This window comes from Vibrio ponticus (genome assembly GCF_009938225.1).
GTDB lineage: Bacteria > Pseudomonadota > Gammaproteobacteria > Enterobacterales > Vibrionaceae > Vibrio > Vibrio ponticus.
In genome coordinates, this window is the sequence record NZ_AP019657.1 from 650,939 (window position 1) to 671,259 (window position 20,321).

The window sequence follows — 20,321 nt, forward strand, 5'->3', positions numbered from 1 at the left end:
GCCTTTTGACCCCATTTAAGTATTAAAACCACAAGCAGTTAGTAGAACCTGAATTGAGTAAGGTTTTGCTAAGCATAACCAGAGAGATAAACATGTTTGGTAAAGGCGGTATGGGCAACCTGATGAAGCAAGCCCAGCAAATGCAAGAGCGTATGCAAAAGCTTCAAGAAGAAATCGCAAATATGGAAGTAACTGGCGAGTCAGGTGCTGGCCTAGTTAAAGTGACTATCACTGGTAGCCATAGCGTACGTCGTGTAGAAATTGACGAGAGTCTAATGGAAGACGACAAAGAGATGCTTGAAGACCTAATCGCAGCAGCATTTAACGATGCAGCGCGTCGCGTAGAAGAAACGCAAAAAGAAAAAATGGCGCAAGTGACTGGCGGTATGCAACTACCACCAGGCATGAAAATGCCATTCTAATCACTGAAGGTTAGTAGATGCGCACCAGTCATATGCTGGAGCAATTGATGGAGGCCTTACGTTGTCTACCTGGGGTTGGTCCCAAGTCGGCACAACGTATGGCCTTTCATTTGTTACAGCGAGATAGAAAAGGCGGCCTACAGTTGGCTGATGCACTAAGCCAAGCGATGACTGAAATTGGTCACTGCAGCGAGTGTCGTACCTTTACTGAAGAAGATATTTGTCATATCTGTACCAATCACAAGCGCCAAGAAAACGGTCAGCTTTGTGTGGTCGAAAGCCCTGCTGATATCGCAGCGGTGGAAGCGACAGGTCAATTCTCAGGTCGATACTTTGTTCTGATGGGGCACTTATCGCCTCTTGATGGCATTGGTCCAAGTGATATCGGCTTAGATGTACTTGATTACCGCCTACGTCGTGGTGATATTCAAGAAGTGATTCTAGCCACCAACCCAACCGTGGAAGGTGAAGCGACCGCTCACTACATCGCGGAACTGTGCCGAGAGCACCAAGTTGATGCAAGCCGCATCGCGCATGGTGTCCCTGTAGGTGGAGAGCTCGAGCTAGTCGATGGAACCACGCTGTCCCATTCGCTACTTGGACGCCATAAGCTTTAAAAAAACCGCCTCAAGGCGGTTTTTTTGTAGAGCGGATGCGGGATGTGGGAACGCTCGGCTGTCGCCTTGCTTACGGATGCGGGATGTGGGAACGCTCGGCTGTCGCCTTGCTTACGGATGCGGGATGTGGGAACGCTCGGCTGTCGCCTTGCTTACGGATGCGGGATGTGGGAACGCTCGGCTGTCGCCTTGCTTACGGATGCGGGATGTGGGAACGCTCGGCTGTCGCCTTGCTTACGGATGCGGGATGTGGGAACGCTCGGCTGTTGCCTTGCTTACGGATGCGGGATTTGGGAACGTTCGGCTGTCACCTCACTTACGGATACGGGATTTGGGAACGTTCGGCTGTCACCTCACTTACGGATACGGGATGTGGGAACGCTCGGCTGACGCCTCACTCACGGGTGTGGAAGCGTAGCGTCAGAGTGCCTTGTTCTCTTTCCGTAGCGCAGCGTTCCCGAGTCCGTAGCGTCAGCGTTCCATCTTATCTTTCCGTAGCGCAGCGTTCCCGAGTCCGTAGCGTCAGCGTTCCATCTTATCTTTCCGTAGCGAAGCGTTCCCGAGTCCGTAGCGTCAGCGTTCCATCTTATCTTTCCGTAGCGAAGCGTTCCCAAATCCGTAGCGCTAGCGTTCCGTAGCAACGCGTTCCCTTTACCCTTCTTCCCCCGCAATCATCTTGTAAGCTAATGCGCCTAAAGCCGCGCCAATGATAGGTGCGACCCAAAATAGCCATAACTGACTGACAGCCCAATCGCCTACGAATACAGCCACGCCAGTACTGCGAGCTGGGTTGACCGAGGTATTAGTCACCGGAATAGAAATTAGATGGATCAGGGTTAAGCATAGCCCGATCGCCAGTGGTGCAAAGCCTTGCGGCGCACGTGAGTCAGTTGAGCCCATGATGACGAGCAGAAACATCATTGTCATGACAATTTCGCACACCAAAGCCGCGACCAGTGAGTATTGACCTGGCGAGTGTTCGCCATAGCCATTTGCCGCAAATCCAGAGGCGGGCACATCAAAACCAGCTTGCCCTGTGGCGATGACATAAAGAATACCACCTGCAATAATGCCGCCAATGACCTGCGCGATGATATAAGGCAAGACATCTTTGGCAGCAAAGCGACCACCAACCCACAATCCAACGGTAATCGCTGGGTTTAAATGGCAACCAGATATATGACCGATCGCGTACGCCATAGTGACTACCGTCAAACCAAAGGCCAGTGAAACCCCCAGTAAGCCAATGCCTACATCAGGAAATCCAGCGGCGAGTACGGCACTACCACAGCCTCCTAAAACTAACCAAAAAGTGCCAAATGTTTCTGCAAGAAGTTTATTCATAGTGACAGGATCCTCTGTAAGAGTACCTGCTGAACATAGTCAAGGAATGTCACTTTTGCCTAATTTGCTTGCCTCGGTTTTGCTTCTATCAGAGACGTTTTATTAAAAACTCGCATTAATTTGAATTTTTTGTGGGGATTGGAATCAGAAATATTTGAGGATTTTTAGGTTATAACGCGATTTTTCATCAAAATGTGATCCAATTCGGTTGTTTTAATCATATTTTGTTGAGAGTATAGCCCCGTGATAAGTTGTTTCTCAAAACAATTTGATTAAAAAAATAAAATATATATGAGGAAAATCATGAAAAAAGTGATCAGCGCGGAACAAGCTCCAGCAGCGATTGGCCCATACTCACACGGTACTTCTTGTGGCGATATGATCTTTACTTCTGGTCAGCTACCTGTAGATGGCGCGACTGGTAAAGTAGTTGAAGGTGGTATCACTGAGCAGAGCGTTCAATCACTAACAAACCTTAAGCTTGTTCTAGAAGCAGGCGGCGGTAGCATCGACACAGTTCTTAAAACAACTTGTTACCTAGCAAATATTTCTGACTTCGCTGAGTTCAACAAAGTGTACGCAGATTTCTTTAAAACTGACTGCCCAGCTCGTAGCTGTTTCGCAGTTAAAGATCTGCCACTAGGCGTTCTTATTGAAGTTGAAGCGATTGCTCACAAACTATAATTGTTAATCACAATTCGCTTCGGTGAAATCACTGTCCACTAAAGGGTAATTTGGCAGCAATAGAATGATTCCCTCGTACATAGATACGCGCTATGTATCAGCTATCGAGTTTTTAAGGATTGAAAATGAGATAGCGCTTGCTGCAACTTCTAGAGGAAAGTGAGAGTCATCAACAACCTTGGTTATTTTATCAAGGTATAGTAAGCGAAGAGTTACACATTATGGTGAGCTTGGGCTTGACTACATGATTCATTACAGCCGATTGCTGGAGTCTGTTTTCAAGCCCCATTTATTTTAGCTAAGGTAAGTACATTGGAAATTAAAAAACTGACCAAAAGTGATTTAGATATCCTTCACTCGATGAAAAACGTGGTTGATGGAATTGCTCGCATGTATGGCGAACATACCGAAGTCGTGCTCCACAGCTTAGATGCCGAATCTCCGGCTATCATAAAAATCGCGAACGGCCATGTGACAGAACGAGGCGAAGGTGCGCCAATTACTAACTTAGCTTTAATGAAACTAAAAGAGGGCAAAGATGTTTCTGATTCGTATTTGACTAAAACTCAATGCGGCAAGACATTGCACTCTATTACAACCATCGTTAGAAACCCAAAAAATAAGCCGATCGGTCTGTTGTGTATTAACGTTGATATGGATGCACCTATTCAGTCATTTCTAAAAACGTTATTGCCACCTCGTACCGATAATGAATTGGAGATCACATCGCCTGAGACTTTTGCCAGAAACATTGATGAGACGATTGAAAGTACCATCGATTCGGTGCAAACCGAAGTTTGGCAAAATGAAGCGATTGCCCCTTCAAAACGTAATCGAGAGGTTGTGACACGCTTACATGGTTTGGGCGTATTTAAAATTAAAGATGCGGTGCTGATGGTTGCAAATCAATTGGGTATTTCGCGAGATACGATTTACCTATACCTACGTGAATTGGGTAACAATGGATAGTGTTCTTTGACGGTATCCTATTAAACCGATAATTTTTACATCGGTAAAATAAGCACAAACAATCGCCTTTCGGGGCGATTTTTGTTTCTGATCGCGCGACAAAGGTTGATCAAGAGCCTAGTTTGTTATCACTAGACTCCTAAGTTATTAACCTCGTTTTAGATAGTGTCTGTATGAGGTTGAACCTGGTTTAGAGGTGATTTTGGTGTATTCAAATACGCGACCATCTTTCAGAATACCCGTAGATAAAATACACATCAGTGGTTTATTCGCGTCGACTTGCAATGTTTCACACATATGTTCATCGGGCATGATGGCTTCAAAGTCTTGGTAAGCACCATCAATTTCAAACCCCAGCTCCTGCTCTAGATAGCTGTATTTAGAGTCCTCCAAAGACATCACATTCATTTTCGGATACATCGCCGCAGGCATGTAAGAGTCTTCATAGACGCAAGGTACGCCGTTAACTAATTTAAAGCGACGGATAAAGTAGACCTTTTCATCCATATCGATCTTTAGGATCTCGGCTAAGTCTTCATCTGGATCAATCAACGAAAATTCGCAAATTTTATATTCCAGTTTAATCGCAGGGTCACCGACATATTCTTTGGTACTTTTTAGCGCCAGCATAGAGCTAATCATGGTTTTACCGATAATCGTTGTACCGGCGCCTTGGCGCTTTTCGACCATGCCAAGTGCCACTAACTCATCGATAGCCTTACGAATAGTAATTCTGCTTACGGAGTAATGCGCGATTAACTCTTTTTCAGTTGGTAACGTATCACCAATTGAGAATTCTTCTGAATCGATGCGAGAACGTAAATCTTGCATCACCTTCTTATAAAGCATATTGCACCTCTCTTAAGAGTCCAAATCTAGCACGTTTTAATGGTACAAATCAATAACCTTTGAGCTCTATCACACATTTAAATTAGAGGTTTAAAGTAAGAATGCGATTAATTGTTATTCATTGGTGCTAAATATTGAGCAAAATCTCAAAATACATCTCTTATTTGTCATTGATCACGTTTAACATATCTTATATTTGTCATATCTGTTTTGTGGGAGTAATTTAAACCTTGTCGAAAGACGGAACACTCTGAAAAAGATATATAACAAATTAAGGACCCTGCCCATGTTGAGTGCGATACAACGATTAGGCGGAGCAATGTTCACACCGGTCTTGCTGTTCCCGTTTGTTGGGATATTAGTCGGATTGACCATTGTTCTTAAAAACCCGATTTTTGTTGGCGATCTAGCTGATAAAAACGGTCTGTATTATCAAGTGTTACAAGTCATAGAAGAGGGAGGCTGGACCATCTTCCGCAATATGGCGCTTTTATTCGCAGTTGGCTTGCCAATTGGCTTAGCAAAAACAGCTCACGCTCGCGCAGTTATGGTGGTCATGGTTTCTTACTTAACCTTTAACTACTTTGTTGGTGCGATGGGTGGCTTCTGGGGTGAATTCTTTGGTGTGGATTTCTCACAACCGATTGGCGGCACGTCAGGTCTCACTGAAATTGCAGGTATCAAGACCATAGATACTGGTATTTTTGGTGCAATTATCATCTCAGGTCTAGTGACTTGGATTCACAACCGTACATTTGAAAAGCAGCTACCGGCTTACCTAGGTATTTTCCAAGGTGCCTCGTTTGTCGCGATGATCTCTTTCTTTGCCATGCTGCCAGCGGCTTGGTTAACCCTTTATGTATGGCCTTCGATTCAACACGGTATTTTAGGTTTACAAACATTTTTCGTCGAATCTGGTGCGTTTGGTGTGTGGCTATTTACTGCACTAGAACGAATCTTGATCCCAACAGGTCTGCATCACTTTATTTATACCCCGTTCCAGTTTGGCAACGTAGTGACGCCTAATGGTATTACGGTTGATTGGTTCACTAACTTAGAAGCGTTTACTCAATCAAGTCAAAGTATGAAGGAACTGTTCCCGGCTGGTGGTTTCTCTCTCCACGGTAACTCAAAAGTATTTGGCTGTGCAGGTATCGCCTTAGCAATGTACCACACCGCAAAACCAGAAAACCGTAAAAAGGTCGCTGCTCTACTGATTCCTGCGACGTTTACTGCAGTGTTAGTGGGTATTACCGAGCCACTTGAATTTACCTTCCTATTTATTGCGCCTTGGTTATTTGCCATTCATGCAGTACTAGCAGGCACGATGGCTATGGTGATGTACAGCTTTGGCGTAGTCGGCAACATGGGTGGTGGTTTAATCGAATTCGTGACAGGTAACTGGATTCCACTACTGGGTAACCACACCAGTATGGTGGTGACGCAAATCGCGATTGGTCTATGTTTCACCGTGATTTACTACGTCGTATTCAAGTTCTTGATCATCAAGTTTGATGTGCCAATTGCTGGTCGTGGTGATGCGGAAATGAAACTTCACACTAAAGACGATTTCAACAAGAAACACGGTATTACACCAAAAGGTGCACAAGTTAGCCCACTGCAAATCCAAGCAGTAGAGACAATCGAGGGATTGGGTGGTGTAGAAAATATCGCTGACTTGAGCAACTGTGCAACGCGACTACGTGTCACGGTGAAAGACCCAGCCAAGGTTGAATCAGCAGAATACTTTATGAGTACTGGCGCAGTGAACTTAGTGAAAAACGGCAACGCAGTGCAAGTAATCATTGGCTTAAGCGTCCCGCAATTGCGTGAAGAATGCGAAAAGATAGTGGACGTTTATAAAACAGAACAACAAATGGATGAGCTAACACCGAGTCCGGCTAGTTAAAACAAACAACAAAATTTACCAACTTTATTTTCAACAATTATCGAATGGGCGGTTAGACGCCGCCCAATATAAAAGAGGCATATCATGAAAAAAGAATTCTCAGTAGTTATTGCAGGCGGCGGTTCAACATTCACACCAGGTATCGTGATGATGCTACTTGAAAACCAAGAGCGTTTTCCGATTCGTAAGCTGAAATTCTACGATAACTTTGCATCGCGTCAGGAAACAGTCGCTGAAGCGTGTAAGATCCTCCTTAAAGAACGTGCTCCACACATCGAGTTCTCTTACACCACTGATCCAGAAGAAGCGTTCACTGACATCGATTTCTGTATGGCGCACATCCGTGCTGGTCTATACGCAATGCGCGAGCAAGATGAGAAGATCCCTCTACGCCACGGCTGTGTAGGTCAAGAAACTTGTGGTGCTGGTGGTATGGCTTACGGTCTACGCTCTATCCCAGCGGTAATCGAAATGATCGATTACATGGAAAAATACTCACCAAACGCTTGGATGCTGAACTACTCAAACCCAGCCGCTATCGTTGCTGAAGCTTGCCGTGTAATGCGTCCAAACTCAAAAGTACTGAACATCTGTGACATGCCAATTGGTATCGAAACGCGTATCGCAGAAATCTTGGGTTACGAAGATCGTAAACAGTTCGACATCATGTACTACGGTCTAAACCACTTCGGTTGGTGGAAAGAGTTTAAAGATGCACAAACGGGTGAAGATTTGATGCCACGCATCAAAGAGTACATCAAAGAGTTTGGTTACCTACCACCAAGCGCGATGAATGGTGCTCAGCACACAGATGAATCTTGGAAAGAGACCTTTATCAAGGTACGTGATGTATACGCACTAGACCCGGAAACAATTCCGAACACTTACCTAAAATACTACATGTACCCAGACTATGTAGTAGAGCACTCAAATAAAGAGTTCACTCGTGCTAACGAAGTTATGGAAGGTCGTGAGAAAGAAGTGTTTACAGAGTGTCACCGCATTATCGCTGCGGGTACCGCGGTAGATACAACGATCGAGGTTGAAGAACACGCGTCTTACATTGTTGACCTTGCAACAGCGATTGCATTCAATACCAAAGAGCGCATGCTACTGATTGTTCCTAACAATGGTGCTATCAGCAACTTTGACCCAACAGCAATGGTTGAAATCCCATGTATCGTTGATAACACGGGTGCGAAACCGCTACAAATTGGTGAAATCCCTGAGTTCCAAAAAGGTATGATGAGCCAACAAGTATCGGTAGAAAAACTGGTTGTTCAAGCTCACGTAGAACAGTCTAAACAACGACTATGGCAAGCGCTTACTCTGTCTGCAACGATTCCAAGTGCGACAGTTGCGAAAGCGATTCTAGACGACCTATTAGAAGCGAACAAAGAGTTCTGGGTTGAAATGAAATAAGCCTAAACGCTGACGAATGCCCTGCATAAGCGGGGCATTTTTTTTGTCGAACGACTTATCTTGGGTATAAGTAGATGATAGATATTACTGTTCTTGGCTACGTTGCGGCGTTTTGTACGACGTGTTCTTTTGTTCCTCAAGTACTTCACATCTTAAAAACCAGCGATACCAAATCGATTTCTTTGGCGATGTACAGTTGCTTTGTTTTTGGTGTGTTTCTGTGGCTGGTGTACGGCATTACAATGCAAGATTGGCCAATTATTGTCGCTAATGCGATTACGCTGCTGCTTGCGAGTATGATTTTACTGCTCAAAATTCGTGATGTAATGCGTAATAAGAAAGCGTCTCCCGTGAGTGCTTAGCGACTATTCTTGCTCCTTAATGAAATATCCCCCCCACCGAAGCCAGATACCCTCTGGCTTTTTTCTTTTTCTGGCTTATTAGACTTACCTAACATGCTTGTTTCTATCAATTAGTTTGAATCAACCATAGCGCGGTATGGTGTGGCTACCTATATTTTGTAGTAAATGTCCTGCTTGAGGCGAACTGATTTGGATAGAACAGAATTTGGAGCGATGAGATGACGCATAGCAACAAGGTTAAATGGGGGTTTATTGCCGCAGCTGGGATGAATATTGGCGGAGTATTGCTCTTTTCACGCGGCTTGACCAATCAAGTGATCAACCAGTTTGATCCAGTGGTTATGTCTAACTTTGGCTTGCTGATGATTATGGTATGGGGGGGGGCCTATCTTGGCGCGGCAACGATATCATCGAATTTAACTTGGTTAGCGGCTGCGTTTTCTCTAGAGAAGTTGGTGTATGTGGTCGCTTGGCTACGTTGGATAAACAGCAATAGTCTCGCCGACGTTTACCAACAAGATTTGTTCGCTGGTTTGTTTTACTCAATCTATGGTCTTAACGACTTGGTGTTTATGCTGTTCTTTATTTGGGTGTTTGTTTCTTATTGGAGAAATGAGAAATGAGAGCAGAGAAGGAGGAAGGAGACCAGAGAGAGGAGAAAGAGAAAGAGAAAGAGATGAGATCTGGGGAGGAGAGGGAACTGAGCGCCAGGAGCGGGTACATAAAGAAAGATCCTGCATCCTAGACAAAGAAAAGAGCCGAGAAGAAGTTCCTTTCGACTCTCATATTCTCGACTCTCGACTCTCGTATCTTGGAGTGCGGCGTTCTAAGCTTTTTGAGTGTGAATCATCAAGCCATCACTTGTAAGTGTTCATTCACTTCTTGTCTTACTGACGCAACGTGGCTACCGAAGATGATTTGAATGCTGGTGCCTTTGAGTACCACACCCATAGGGTTTGATTCACGAATAATGGCTTCATTGACCAGTTCTGGGTCTCGTACTTCAACACGAAGGCGAGTGTAGCAGTTTTGCACATCAATGATGTTCTCTTTACCGCCCAGACCTTTGATAATCGCCGCTGAGTTGTATTGCCCCGCCGCCGCATCAATCGCTTGGTCTTGTTGTTTCGCTTTGTAATCCGCTTTGTTGTGCAGCTTCATTTCTGCTTCACCACGCCCGAGCGTTTTTAGGTTTAGCTTGGTGATAAGCGCACGGAACACGACGTAGTAAACCGCTAACTGAACCAGACCCATTAAGAGGTAATATGGCCAATCAGTTTTCTCAGTACCTAGTGGTACGTTGTAAACGATAAAGTCAATCAGACCACCTTTACCCACTGCAACGATATCGAATACCGCCAGTAGAGACATAAACAGACCGGTTAGAATTGCGTGTACAACAAATAGAATTGGTGCAACAAACAGGAAAGAGAATTCAATCGGTTCAGTGACACCCACCAAGATAGATGACGCGATAGCAGGGAACACAATCGCTTTTACTTTTTCACGTTTGTCCGCATCAGCGCAGTGGTACATCGCAAGACCAGCACCGGTTAGACCAAAGATCTTCACTAGGCTGCGTGAGTCAAAAATGATTGAGCTAGATAGGCGAGCTGTCTCTGGGTCACCAATTTCAGCAAGGAAAATGTTTTCTACACCACAGTAAGTTTGCTCGGCAATCACTTGGCAACCGCCCAGATCGGTGAAGTGCATTGGTACCCAAAGTAGGTGATGCAGACCGGTTGGGATCAAAATACGCTCAAGGAAACCATAAACACCCACACCCATGGAGCCTGCTCCACGAATGTTCTCACCAAATTGGAAAATTACTTGTTGTACTGGTGGCCAGATATGGGCAAACAATAAACCAAGACCAATGGTAATTGGCAGCATGATGATCAGCACCAAGCGAGATTCCCCATAAAGTGACAGCGCGCCACTCAATACCTTTTGGCTGTATTTATTGTGGAAGTAGGCATTGATGATACCAATCAGCATACCAACGAAAATACCAGTATCAACAACCTGTAAGCCCATAATACTGGCTTGACCGGTACCTCCTAGATCGCCATCAATCAGTAGACCATTGAACTTCATGTAGGTGTTCATGGTGTAGAGATAAACGAAGTAGAGGATCATGGCGTTAAAGCCAGCCAGATGCTTATCTTTCTTCGCTAGACCGACAGAAATACCAACCGCAAAGATAATGTGTAGGTTGATCAGCACACTCAGTGTAGACCAAACCAGAACTTCCCCCATACCCTTGAAAAAAGGTGCATCTAAAAATGGCAATAGTTCAACAATTCCCGGGTTAGTCACAGCAGCGCCAATCGCGATAACAAAGCCGACTAGCGGCAGTACGTAAATAGGAGCCAACATTGCCCGTGATAAATCACTGAGGTAAGTGGTGATTGCTTCCTTGTTCATGTTTTTGTCTCGATTAATTATTAGTAATTTTTCTAGATGGCAGCCAATGCGCAGTAAACGACAAGCTGTCATTCCTTAGTAGGTTGCTGAGTACTTTATTGTCTAAAAATGTCATGACAACTTAGAGAGTTAATATTTGTGATATATAACCTATCTATAATTTAATATGTCATGTTATCTTATATTTCATATAACCTTTACTTTGGAGTTATCAATAAAATGTTATACAAAAAGGTCTTGGATGATCTTAAACAAAAGATAAATAGCGGGGTGTATGAAGTGGGGACCGCGCTGCCAACAGAAAGGCAGTTAATTGCGGGCTATGACGTTAGCCGTATCACCATTCGTAAAGCAGTAGATGAACTGGTTAAGTTGAATTTGGTTGAGAAACGTCGAGGCTCAGGCACTTATGTGCTAGGTAAACAATACTCCCACGAGCTGAGAGGCTTAGCGGGCACCAGTGAGATATTGGGCAGTTGCAACAAAGCGGTGCGCTATAAAGTGTTTCAATTCAGTATGGTTACCGATAGTCCCGCAATACATAAAATGCTCGATATCGAAGATAGTGAGCCGCTTTATTACATCAGAAGAGTTAAGTATATCGATGATTTTCCTAGAATTGTTGAAGATAGCTATATGCCGGTAGCACTGTTTCCCGACTTAAATATCTCAACTTTAGAGAAGTCAAAATTTGATTATGTTGAGCGAGATAAAGGCATGCAAATTGAAGGCAGTCGCCAAGAGTTTACGGCGGTTGAGCCTGATGAAGCCTTGATGAAACTTTTGGATATGGACAAGAGCCATCCGGTAATGAATTTGCGTTCGGTCTCCAATCTAAAAGATGGTCGCCGATTTGATTATACCGAAGCATGGTTCCATCCAGATGCACACAAACTCGCTATTTACTTGCCACGCTAAATTGGTATTTCAAATTTAATATATCCATAACCAATACTCGAAATAAATGCGCTGAGATCACATTATCCACTTTAATTATTTGTCATGTTTTATCTTGAGGATAGGATGGGACCAATTAAGAAATAGGTCATATGAAATATAACCTTTAAAGAATAATGAATTACTGATATTTGCTCGAGGATGGTTATGAACAAACAACCACAAATTATTGCTATTGCTGGCGGCGGTTCTACTTACACAGCTGGGATTGTTAAAGCGCTATTGATGAAAGGCGAGGACTTCCCAATCGCAGAAATTCGTCTTTACGACATCGATGCTGAGCGTCAAGACAATGTAGCAGTGCTAGTAGACTACGTAGTGAAAACGCACGCTCCACACGTGAACTTAACTGTCACGACAGAGCCTGAAGTGGCGTTCTCTCATGCAGATTTCGTTTTCGCTCAAATCCGCGTTGGTCAATACAAAATGCGTGAGCAAGATGAGAAGATCCCACTACGTCATGGTTGTGTTGGTCAAGAAACCTGTGGTGCTGGTGGTCTCGCTTATGGTATGCGTACTATTTTCCCTATGGTTGAACTTATCGATTATATGGAGCGCTTTGCTAAGCCAACGTGTTGGATGCTGAACTACTCAAACCCAGCTGCAATCGTAGCAGATGCAGTTAACCGTCTACGTCCAAACTCACGCGTACTGAATATCTGTGATATGCCGGTAGCTATTGAGCGTAACCTGTCTAATATTCTTGGTGTAAACCGTTACGAGCTTGATGTTGAGTACTTCGGTCTAAACCACTACGGTTGGTTTACTTCAGTGAAAGTGGATGGCGAAGAAAAACTACCGGCGTTACGCGAACATATTCAAAAGTTCGGCATGCTCACAGAGCAAGAAGTGGAGAATGCTTGTCACTCAGAGCCATCTTGGATCAAGACATTTAAGAACACTAAGCCGCTGGTACAGATGTTCCCTGAGTACTTACCAAACACCTACCTACAGTACTACCTCATGGCGGATGAGATTGTTGAGCAATCTAACCCAGAGCGTACTCGTGCAAACGAAGTAATGGAAGGTCGTGAGAAGAAGATGTTTGAAGCGATTGAACAAATCAAAGCATCTGACGGCAACGTTGAAGGCAAATTCCACGTAGGTGTGCATGGCGAGTTTATTGCTGACGTAGCCATGTCTATGGCTTACGATCTACGTCAAAAATGGCTAGTGATCATTCCAAACAATGGTTTAATCAAAGGTCTACCGGATGATGCAATGGTAGAAGTACCAGCTCTGCTCGGTCGTGACAAAGTTTACCCAATTCAAGTCGGCGAAGTGCCACACTTCTACCAAGGTATGCTTATGCAACAATTGATGTCTGAAAAATGTCTAGTAGACGCGGCTCTGGAAGGCTCATACGAAAAAGCGTTACAAGCATTTGCATTGAACAAGACCATTCCTTCAGCACGTGTTGCTAAGCTGATCCTTGATGAAATGATCGAAGCGAATAAAGGTTACTGGCCAGAGCTTAAATAACGGAATTTAGAATTATGAAATTCAAACAAATTAAAGATATGAACGCATCAGCAGTAGGCTTTGGCTGCTGGGCTATCGGTGGTACTTGGAACAACGTGACGGATGATGAGTCAATCCGCGCGATTAAAACGGCAATTGATACGGGTATTAACTTCTTCGATGTTGCACCAGTTTATGGCAAAGGTCACGCTGAAACAGTACTAGGTAAAGCACTGAAAGATGAAAAGCGTGAGTCAATCATCATCGCGACGAAATGTGGTTTGCCTTGGTCACAAGACGAGCGTAAGAAGACGCGCAAAGATCTAACTAAAGAGAGCATCTTTAAAGAGATCGATGACTCACTAACTCGTCTACAAACCGATTATATCGACTTGTATCAAGTGCACTGGCCAGATCCTAATACGCCAATCAGCGAGACGGCTGAAGCGCTAGCTGAACTTAAAAAGCAAGGTAAGATCCGCCACGTGGGTGTCTCTAACTACTCACTGGACATGACGCGTGAAATGATGGCTGGCGTGGAAGTGGCGACGTTCCAAGGCTTGTACAATTTGCTTGAGCAGAATCCAGAGCATTACCACAACATTCCACTGCAATACCGTGCGCGTGAAGAAGCTCTACCTTTCTGTAACCAGCACGATATGAAGTACTTGCCTTACTCACCGCTAATGCAAGGTTTGCTAACGGGTACGTTAAAGCGCAGCGGCAACTGGGATGAAAACGATGACCGCCGTAATAACCCGAAACTAAACGGTGAAGCATTTGAACCATACTTCAACTGTGTTGAAGAGCTGAAAGTGCTAGCAAAAGAAGCCAATATCCCACTTGCGCATCTTGCTATTCACTGGTTAGTTGCTCAAGAGGAAGTCGGTCCGGTGATCGCTGGTGCGTACACGCAAGAGCAAGTACGTGACAATGCGGCATTTGTACAATCAACTTCAAGCATCGAACTTCTGAAGCGTGCTGAAGAAATTGTTGCGAAGTGGAACCTTAAATAAGCGTTTGCATCGCACGTCCACTCGCCTAAATCAAAATCTCGCCTCCCGGCGAGATTTTTTTATCTCTGCAAGCTAGTTGGTTGCACCTTCAAGGTCGAGCAAGATCTCCAGTGCTTTATCAGGTCCGCCAGCGCAAATGGCATCATCACTATCAAAGGCCGAGCAGACTTTAGGGCGTTCAGGCTGACCGAAGATCTTACAGAGATTCTTTTCATTGAGTTGAATACAGCGTACTCCGGCTGGTTTGCCGTTTGGCATACCTGGAATGGGAGAGCTAATCGAAGGGGCAATACAGCAAGCGCCGCAGCCTCGATTCAGTTTGGCTGAGATACACGGTGACCAATCAGAAACATCGATAGTTGAAATAGTCATGCTGGCACCTCGAGCAATAAATCAGTTGGAATCGTAAAGAGGGGCGATTCTAGAGCAATGTTGGATTGGTTACTAGTCTATGTGATGACAAAGCCCCTTGCGGGGCTAAGAATAGAGTGCAAGCTTTATTATACCGATTACACTTAGCCGCGAATGAATCGGTTGTAGACAAAGAGCAGGATAAAAGCCCCAAGTGTTGCGGTAACAATGCTGCCTATATTGACGCCGTCAGCACCGCCAAAGCCGAAGAAACCGCCGACAAAACCACCGACAAACGCACCAGCAATACCGAGCACCATTGTGGCAATCCAACCACCACCGTCATCACCAGGCATTAACCATTTAGCGAGAGCTCCGGCAATTAAGCCGAGAATAATCCATGAAATAACTCCCATGTTTACTCCTTTATCAATAAGTCGAAATGACGTTATAAGGATAGAACAGATGGCTTATTGTTGCGCTAGACTTGAACTTATTGGCTTGGAGGAGTATAAATCGCACCCTGTTTGGAATCGAAGTATGAGTTTATGAGCGAACAATTTTGGCAAACGAAAACCCTAGAGCAGATGAACGATCAAGAGTGGGAAGCACTTTGTGATGGTTGTGGTAAGTGCTGCCTGCATAAACTCATGGACGAAGACACCGACGAGATTTACTACACCAATGTGGCGTGTAGCTGGTTAAATACCAAAACGTGTGCGTGTAAAGATTACGAAAACCGCTTTACCTCAGATGAAGACTGCACCAAGTTGACTCGTGAAGATATCGAGGACTTCCAGTGGCTACCGCACACATGCGCGTACCGCCTTCTGGCGAATGGTGAGCAACTTCCTGAGTGGCATCCACTGATCACAGGCTCAAAGTCAGCCATGCATAAAGCCGGCGAGAGCGTACGCAATAAAGTGGTTTACGAGATTGAAGTAGTGAACTGGGAAGACCACATCCTGAATCATCCCAATCGTTAATTGATTGAAAAGGCTTACGTTAGTAAGCCTTTTTTGTTTTTCTGATAGTGAAAATTTCTTAAGAGAATTTAAATCTCTGCCAAGTAAAATCACAGTTAAAGTTTTTTATTAACACTACACTTACTTTTGACCACAACCTGATGTGGCGTTGAATGGATGCAGCTAGACTGTTATGACTAGCTTGGCAAGTGAGGTGTATATGTCATTCATTTCGAGTAAGAATCTTTTTCTTGCACTGTTTATTAGTTTTTTCTCAATCACTGGTTTTGCTCAGCAAGCGCAAACACCCCCAGAGCCGTCAAAAGCAGAGCTCGCTATTGAGTCTATCAACCAAGATATCGTGGATTTAACCCAGAGTCTGAAAACGGCGACCGGTGACGAGCGTGATGCGATTCAATTGCAGCTTTTTCAAAAAAATGAAGATTTACGTAGTCAGTTAGCGATTGCAGTGAACCATAAAGGTTTGCCCGAGGATGTATTGCTAAAGCAAATTAAGCAGCAGATCAAATATTCTCAAGGCGCGCGCAGCTTTTTAGATGAAAAAATCAAAGCGATAAATCAACAAATTAATGAAGCGAAAACGGAAGATAAACTCTCGTTAATCAATCATTACCGAGAACTGCAGTTCTACCTTGATTCGACCTATCAGGCGAGTTGGCAAAATATAAATTGGCTTAAAGACTTAGAAAAACCGGATACTAAGTTAGAAGAAAGCCTAAGTGATGCGACCAATACACGTTTACGTTTGCTGTCTGCATCGATTGAGTATCTCAACCAGCAACATGAGTTTACGACTAGTCAGCTAGCAACAAGCCCAGAATCAGAAAAGGCGGCAATACAGCTCAACCAGTTAATTCTTAAACAACGTCTTGATATCGCAACCAAGAGCTTACGCGACCTGATTGTCATTGGTGACCATTTAGGGCTGCAAACGTCAGATTATAAGCGTTTAGCATTTGAGGTGACGGGTAACATCACTCATGATCTGCTTAATACCAAAGTGATCTGGGCGATCATCTCAAATTGGTCAAGTAACGCTTTGGATTGGTTGGTTGATAACGCGCCACAACACCTTTTCCAGCTGATGGTGTTTGCGCTGATTTTGCTGATCGCCAAGGGCTTGGCAAACATTGCACGCAAAATTGTCACCAAAACCGTATCGTCTAAAAACCTCAAGATGTCGCAATTGATGCAAGACTTCTTTGTCTCGATGTCAGGCAAAGCGGTGTGGATCATCGGTATTATGGTAGGTTTGTCGCAGATAGGCTTGAACCTTGCGCCAATCCTAACCGGTTTTGGTATCGCGGGTGTGATTATCGGTTTTGCGTTGCAAGACACGTTATCGAACTTCGCTGCAGGTATGATGCTACTGATTTATCGTCCATTTGATGTGGGTGATTTTGTTTACGCTGGTGGCGTGGATGGCAAGGTAAGCCATATGAGTTTAGTCAACACCACGATCCGTACCTTCGATAACCAAATTATCATTGTGCCGAACAGTAAGATTTGGGGTGATGTGATTAAAAACGTGACTCATGAGCGTATTCGCCGCGTCGATATGGTATTTGGCATCGGTTACGGCGATGACTTACTCAAAGCGGAATCGGTACTTATGGATATTGTTACTTCGCATCCATCGGTACTGCGCACACCTGAGCCAATGATCAAAGTGCATGTGCTAAATACATCTTCGATTGATTTCATTGTCCGCCCTTGGGTGAAAACAGACGATTATTGGGATGTCTATTGGGACGTCACCAAAGAGGTGAAACTGCGTTTTGACCGTGAAGGCATCTCGATCCCATTCCCGCAACAAGATGTTCATCTGCATATGGTTGAGAAGCAAAACGCTTAATTAACCAGAAAGTGTATTAGCAAACGTCTCGGCTTACCCGAGACGTTTTTTATTGAGCGTCAATCATTGCGAACGATCAAAAAAAGCCCACAGAAGTGGGCTTTGACTTACGGAAGGAGAAGAGAAGAATGGCTCATAGAGCCATTAGTTCACATCGAAACTTGGTGATATGGCGAACCACCGAGCCTCAATTCTTTAGCTTGGAATTAAATCATTAAAGTCCATACGAGCTTGTTGTGACAATTCCGAAGCTTGTTGTTTATATTCCTTGGCTTTAGCGACATTATCTTGCGCCTGTTGCAACGCATCTTGCAGCTCTTGCGGTAAATGATGGTCACTAAAATGCTCATCTAGGCTGTGCTCAAGAGCAAAAGCGCGGATCTGTTTACGTACCACCATAAGTTCATTCATCGCCAGACGTTCCGCTTCAGCAGCTTCCTGTGCAGTATCGCGAGCTTTTTCAAAGCGTGCTAATGCCATACCTTCTGATGACCAAGGATCGATATCAGGTAGCTCTTCAATGTTAATCGTTGGTTCAACGTAATCCTCTTGATGGCGCAGATCGAGTGAGGTAGCTCGTACCGCAGACACCATTAGCATCACAGAGATACCAAGTAGCGGTAAGCCACCCACAATCGCGGCGGTTTGTAAGGTGCTGAGACCGCCCATAAACATGAGTACGGTTGGTAAGAATGATAGGGTAAATGCCCAGAACATACGGTTCCAGCGCATCGGTTCCTCAGTGACGTTGTTTTGCACCACAGATGCAAGAATGTAGGAGATAGAATCAAACGTCGTCGCGGTAAAAATAATACACAGCACGGTAAATACTGCGATAACCAGTGTGCCCATTGGTAGCGCTTCTAGCATTGAGAAGATCGCTTTGGTTGCCCCTTCCGCATTTAAAATGCCGACCACATCTAACTCGCCCGAAAGTTGCAACGACAGACCGTAGTTGCCGAGCACCATAAAGAATAGGAAGCAGCCTAATGAACCAAAGAAGATCGAGCCCGACACCATTTGCTTGATGGTGCGACCACGTGAAATACGGGCAACGAACAGCCCCATGCTTGGCGCAAACACCAACCACCATGCCCAGTAGAAAATGGTCCAGTCTTGTGGGAAGTGGGTATCTTCAAATGAGCCATAGCCTCCAAAAGGCTCAGCCCAAGTCGCCATAACGAAGAAGTTAGACAGCATACGACCAATTGAATCGAGACCTGTTTCTAACATAAAAATGGTTGGACCGGCGATTAAGATAAATGCCAGTAAGCCCATTGCGCCCCAGAAGTTAATATTGCTGAGTATCTTGATGCCTTTTTCTAAACCCGCATAGGAAGAGTACGCGAAGATGGCTGTACAGATCAGCAACACCATCACTTGGCTAAACGTATTTTTTGGAATTCCAAATAAGTAATTGAGACCTTCACCGATCAGAGGAGCCGCTAAACCTAAACTGGTTGCTGCACCGCCAAGTAAACCGAAGATAAATAACACATCTACGATTTTACCAGCCGCGCCTTTACTGCGAGTTTCACCTAGTACAGGCATAAGGGCACTGGATACTTTCAGCACAGGCTGTTTACGCACGTAGTAGAAGTAAGCAATTGGTAGGGCAGGGATTAGGTAAATAGCCCAAGCGATTGGTCCCCAGTGGAATATGCCGTAGGTAGCCGCCCAGCGAACAGCTTCTTCACTACCAGGTTCGAGTTGGAAAGGAGGGGATTGATAGTAATAAGCCCACTCAATACAGCCCCAGTAGAGAATACTGGCACCGATACCGCCACAAAATAGCATTGCCGCCCATGAGACGGTGGAAAACTCCGGCTTTTCGTTAGCTTCGCCAAGTTTGATTTGACCCATGTCGCTGAAGACAACATAGATCATAAAGAAGAAAGCGCCTAAACCCAGCGCGAGGTAGAGGAAACCGAGCTTGTCGGTCATAAAGGTTTTCGCGATTGCGATCCATTCGGCACCTTGCTCAGGGAAAATCATCAGCGGAAGGACCACTGACAGCAACATGCCGATTGCGCCAAAGAACGTGGGTTTGTCGATCAAAGAAAACGAGTCTTTCATAGTAAGCTTCATCCATAAAGTCTATTACTAGACCATTATGTTCATATGAGCTTATTGTCGACAAACGACAGATTTTACCGTGAAGATTAAAAATGTTTAAAGCTTGCCTAATCGTTGTGATTAGGCAAGCATGAGTAATAAACCACCAATGGTTGCCGCAGCGGAAACAAACTGCCCTGCCGAGTAAGAATCGTCTTCTTCCTCTTTGATCGTGTCAGGGTGGTCCATACCTAGTGCGCCAGCGGCAAATGATTCCACTTTATCACCGACAGATTTTTCTGGTTTCGACTCTTTTTCCAGTTCTTGCAGTGCGGCAAGCAGTGCTTTCCCTTCGTCAGACAGCGTCACAGTGTTTTGCTCCACTTTAAGTGGTGCAGAGCTAGTACCTACCTCGGCAGTCTTGGCTTGAGGTGTGACCTGTTGGGTTGGCGTCAGCGATGCTGGCCCCATTCCTACTGGCGTCATAAATTTCTCCTTTAACATTCCTCAGCTATTGTATCGACCGAGGCGTGAAAAACTTGTGCGAAATATAGCTACAACTGATGAATTTTTTATCAGCAAAAATTGAGCCAATATAAGCATAGAGCGAAATTTATTTGCTTAGCACCCCATTT

21 protein-coding genes are annotated in these 20,321 nt (G+C 44.7%); 14 read left to right on the top strand and 7 right to left on the bottom strand.

Going from position 1 to position 20,321, the window contains the following annotated elements:
• The first annotated feature begins 92 nt into the window (after positions 1-92).
• Positions 93-422: a YbaB/EbfC family nucleoid-associated protein gene (locus GZN30_RS02890; RefSeq protein ID WP_075649825.1), complete on the top strand. Its 330-nt coding sequence runs from the start codon at positions 93-95 to the stop codon at positions 420-422.
• A gap of 17 nt (positions 423-439) precedes the next feature.
• Positions 440-1,039 (top strand): recombination mediator RecR, encoded by a 600-nt coding sequence (recR, locus tag GZN30_RS02895; RefSeq protein WP_075649826.1) that lies wholly within the window; start codon positions 440-442, stop codon positions 1,037-1,039.
• 651 nt (positions 1,040-1,690) lie between these two features.
• Here the strand turns inward: recR and aqpZ are convergent.
• Complete coding sequence (gene aqpZ / locus GZN30_RS02900) at positions 1,691-2,383, bottom strand: aquaporin Z (protein WP_075652730.1); 693 nt, start codon at positions 2,381-2,383, stop codon at positions 1,691-1,693.
• Between the two features lie 303 nt (positions 2,384-2,686).
• On the opposite strand from aqpZ, the gene GZN30_RS02905 reads away from it, so the two are divergent.
• Complete coding sequence (locus GZN30_RS02905) at positions 2,687-3,067, top strand: RidA family protein (protein ID WP_075652729.1); 381 nt, start codon at positions 2,687-2,689, stop codon at positions 3,065-3,067.
• A gap of 312 nt (positions 3,068-3,379) precedes the next feature.
• Complete coding sequence (locus GZN30_RS02910) at positions 3,380-4,036, top strand: helix-turn-helix transcriptional regulator (protein ID WP_075652728.1); 657 nt, start codon at positions 3,380-3,382, stop codon at positions 4,034-4,036.
• 147 nt (positions 4,037-4,183) lie between these two features.
• Here GZN30_RS02910 and GZN30_RS02915 read toward each other — a convergent pair whose 3' ends face one another.
• On the bottom strand, positions 4,184-4,885 hold the full coding sequence (locus GZN30_RS02915; RefSeq protein ID WP_075652727.1) for a GntR family transcriptional regulator: 702 nt from the start codon (positions 4,883-4,885) through the stop codon (positions 4,184-4,186).
• A 286-nt stretch (positions 4,886-5,171) separates the two neighbouring features.
• On the opposite strand from GZN30_RS02915, the gene GZN30_RS02920 reads away from it, so the two are divergent.
• The 5 genes from GZN30_RS02920 to GZN30_RS21430 all read left to right on the top strand — a co-directional run bounded on the left by GZN30_RS02920 (position 5,172) and on the right by GZN30_RS21430 (position 9,323).
• Positions 5,172-6,794 (top strand): alpha-glucoside-specific PTS transporter subunit IIBC, encoded by a 1,623-nt coding sequence (locus GZN30_RS02920; protein ID WP_075652726.1) that lies wholly within the window; start codon positions 5,172-5,174, stop codon positions 6,792-6,794.
• 84 nt (positions 6,795-6,878) lie between these two features.
• Positions 6,879-8,216 (top strand): 6-phospho-alpha-glucosidase, encoded by a 1,338-nt coding sequence (locus GZN30_RS02925; protein WP_075652725.1) that lies wholly within the window; start codon positions 6,879-6,881, stop codon positions 8,214-8,216.
• A 74-nt stretch (positions 8,217-8,290) separates the two neighbouring features.
• The gene (locus tag GZN30_RS02930; RefSeq protein WP_075652724.1) at positions 8,291-8,578 is read left to right on the top strand and encodes a SemiSWEET transporter; all 288 of its coding nucleotides are present in this window, start codon (positions 8,291-8,293) and stop codon (positions 8,576-8,578) included.
• A gap of 218 nt (positions 8,579-8,796) precedes the next feature.
• Positions 8,797-9,201 (top strand): hypothetical protein, encoded by a 405-nt coding sequence (locus GZN30_RS02935; protein ID WP_161987025.1) that lies wholly within the window; start codon positions 8,797-8,799, stop codon positions 9,199-9,201.
• Complete coding sequence (locus tag GZN30_RS21430; RefSeq protein ID WP_269472796.1) at positions 9,198-9,323, top strand: hypothetical protein; 126 nt, start codon at positions 9,198-9,200, stop codon at positions 9,321-9,323. Before GZN30_RS02935 ends, GZN30_RS21430 begins: the two co-directional genes overlap by 4 nt.
• Positions 9,324-9,427: 104 nt before the next feature.
• Here the strand turns inward: GZN30_RS21430 and GZN30_RS02940 are convergent, their stop codons facing one another.
• Positions 9,428-11,005: a PTS transporter subunit EIIC gene (locus tag GZN30_RS02940; RefSeq protein ID WP_075652722.1), complete on the bottom strand. Its 1,578-nt coding sequence runs from the start codon at positions 11,003-11,005 to the stop codon at positions 9,428-9,430.
• A gap of 219 nt (positions 11,006-11,224) precedes the next feature.
• Here GZN30_RS02940 and GZN30_RS02945 point away from each other — a divergent pair, with 219 nt between their 5' ends.
• The 3 genes from GZN30_RS02945 to GZN30_RS02955 all read left to right on the top strand — a co-directional run bounded on the left by GZN30_RS02945 (position 11,225) and on the right by GZN30_RS02955 (position 14,439).
• Positions 11,225-11,923: a GntR family transcriptional regulator gene (locus GZN30_RS02945; RefSeq protein ID WP_075651821.1), complete on the top strand. Its 699-nt coding sequence runs from the start codon at positions 11,225-11,227 to the stop codon at positions 11,921-11,923.
• 186 nt (positions 11,924-12,109) lie between these two features.
• Entirely contained in the window at positions 12,110-13,444 is a 1,335-nt protein-coding gene (locus GZN30_RS02950; RefSeq protein ID WP_075651772.1) for a 6-phospho-alpha-glucosidase, read from the top strand.
• 14 nt (positions 13,445-13,458) lie between these two features.
• Positions 13,459-14,439, top strand: coding sequence for an aldo/keto reductase (locus GZN30_RS02955; protein ID WP_075651775.1), 981 nt, complete (start codon positions 13,459-13,461; stop codon positions 14,437-14,439).
• 72 nt (positions 14,440-14,511) lie between these two features.
• Here the strand turns inward: GZN30_RS02955 and GZN30_RS02960 are convergent, their stop codons facing one another.
• Together GZN30_RS02960 and GZN30_RS02965 are read right to left on the bottom strand one after the other, a co-directional pair.
• The gene (locus GZN30_RS02960) at positions 14,512-14,811 is read right to left on the bottom strand and encodes a YkgJ family cysteine cluster protein (RefSeq protein ID WP_083627209.1); all 300 of its coding nucleotides are present in this window, start codon (positions 14,809-14,811) and stop codon (positions 14,512-14,514) included.
• A gap of 143 nt (positions 14,812-14,954) precedes the next feature.
• Positions 14,955-15,206, bottom strand: coding sequence for a GlsB/YeaQ/YmgE family stress response membrane protein (locus GZN30_RS02965; RefSeq protein WP_075651777.1), 252 nt, complete (start codon positions 15,204-15,206; stop codon positions 14,955-14,957).
• A gap of 132 nt (positions 15,207-15,338) precedes the next feature.
• On the opposite strand from GZN30_RS02965, the gene GZN30_RS02970 reads away from it, so the two are divergent.
• A complete protein-coding gene (locus GZN30_RS02970) occupies positions 15,339-15,776 on the top strand; it encodes a YcgN family cysteine cluster protein (protein ID WP_075651779.1) in 438 nt (145 codons plus the stop codon).
• A 199-nt stretch (positions 15,777-15,975) separates the two neighbouring features.
• Positions 15,976-17,631, top strand: a complete 1,656-nt coding sequence (locus GZN30_RS02975) for a mechanosensitive ion channel domain-containing protein (RefSeq protein WP_075651781.1) — start codon at positions 15,976-15,978, stop codon at positions 17,629-17,631.
• A 195-nt stretch (positions 17,632-17,826) separates the two neighbouring features.
• On the opposite strand, the gene GZN30_RS02980 is transcribed toward GZN30_RS02975, so the two are convergent.
• Together GZN30_RS02980 and GZN30_RS02985 are read right to left on the bottom strand one after the other, a co-directional pair.
• Entirely contained in the window at positions 17,827-19,707 is a 1,881-nt protein-coding gene (locus GZN30_RS02980; RefSeq protein ID WP_075651783.1) for a BCCT family transporter, read from the bottom strand.
• A gap of 120 nt (positions 19,708-19,827) precedes the next feature.
• Positions 19,828-20,172, bottom strand: a complete 345-nt coding sequence (locus GZN30_RS02985) for a hypothetical protein (protein ID WP_075651785.1) — start codon at positions 20,170-20,172, stop codon at positions 19,828-19,830.
• Positions 20,173-20,321 lie beyond the last annotated feature (149 nt).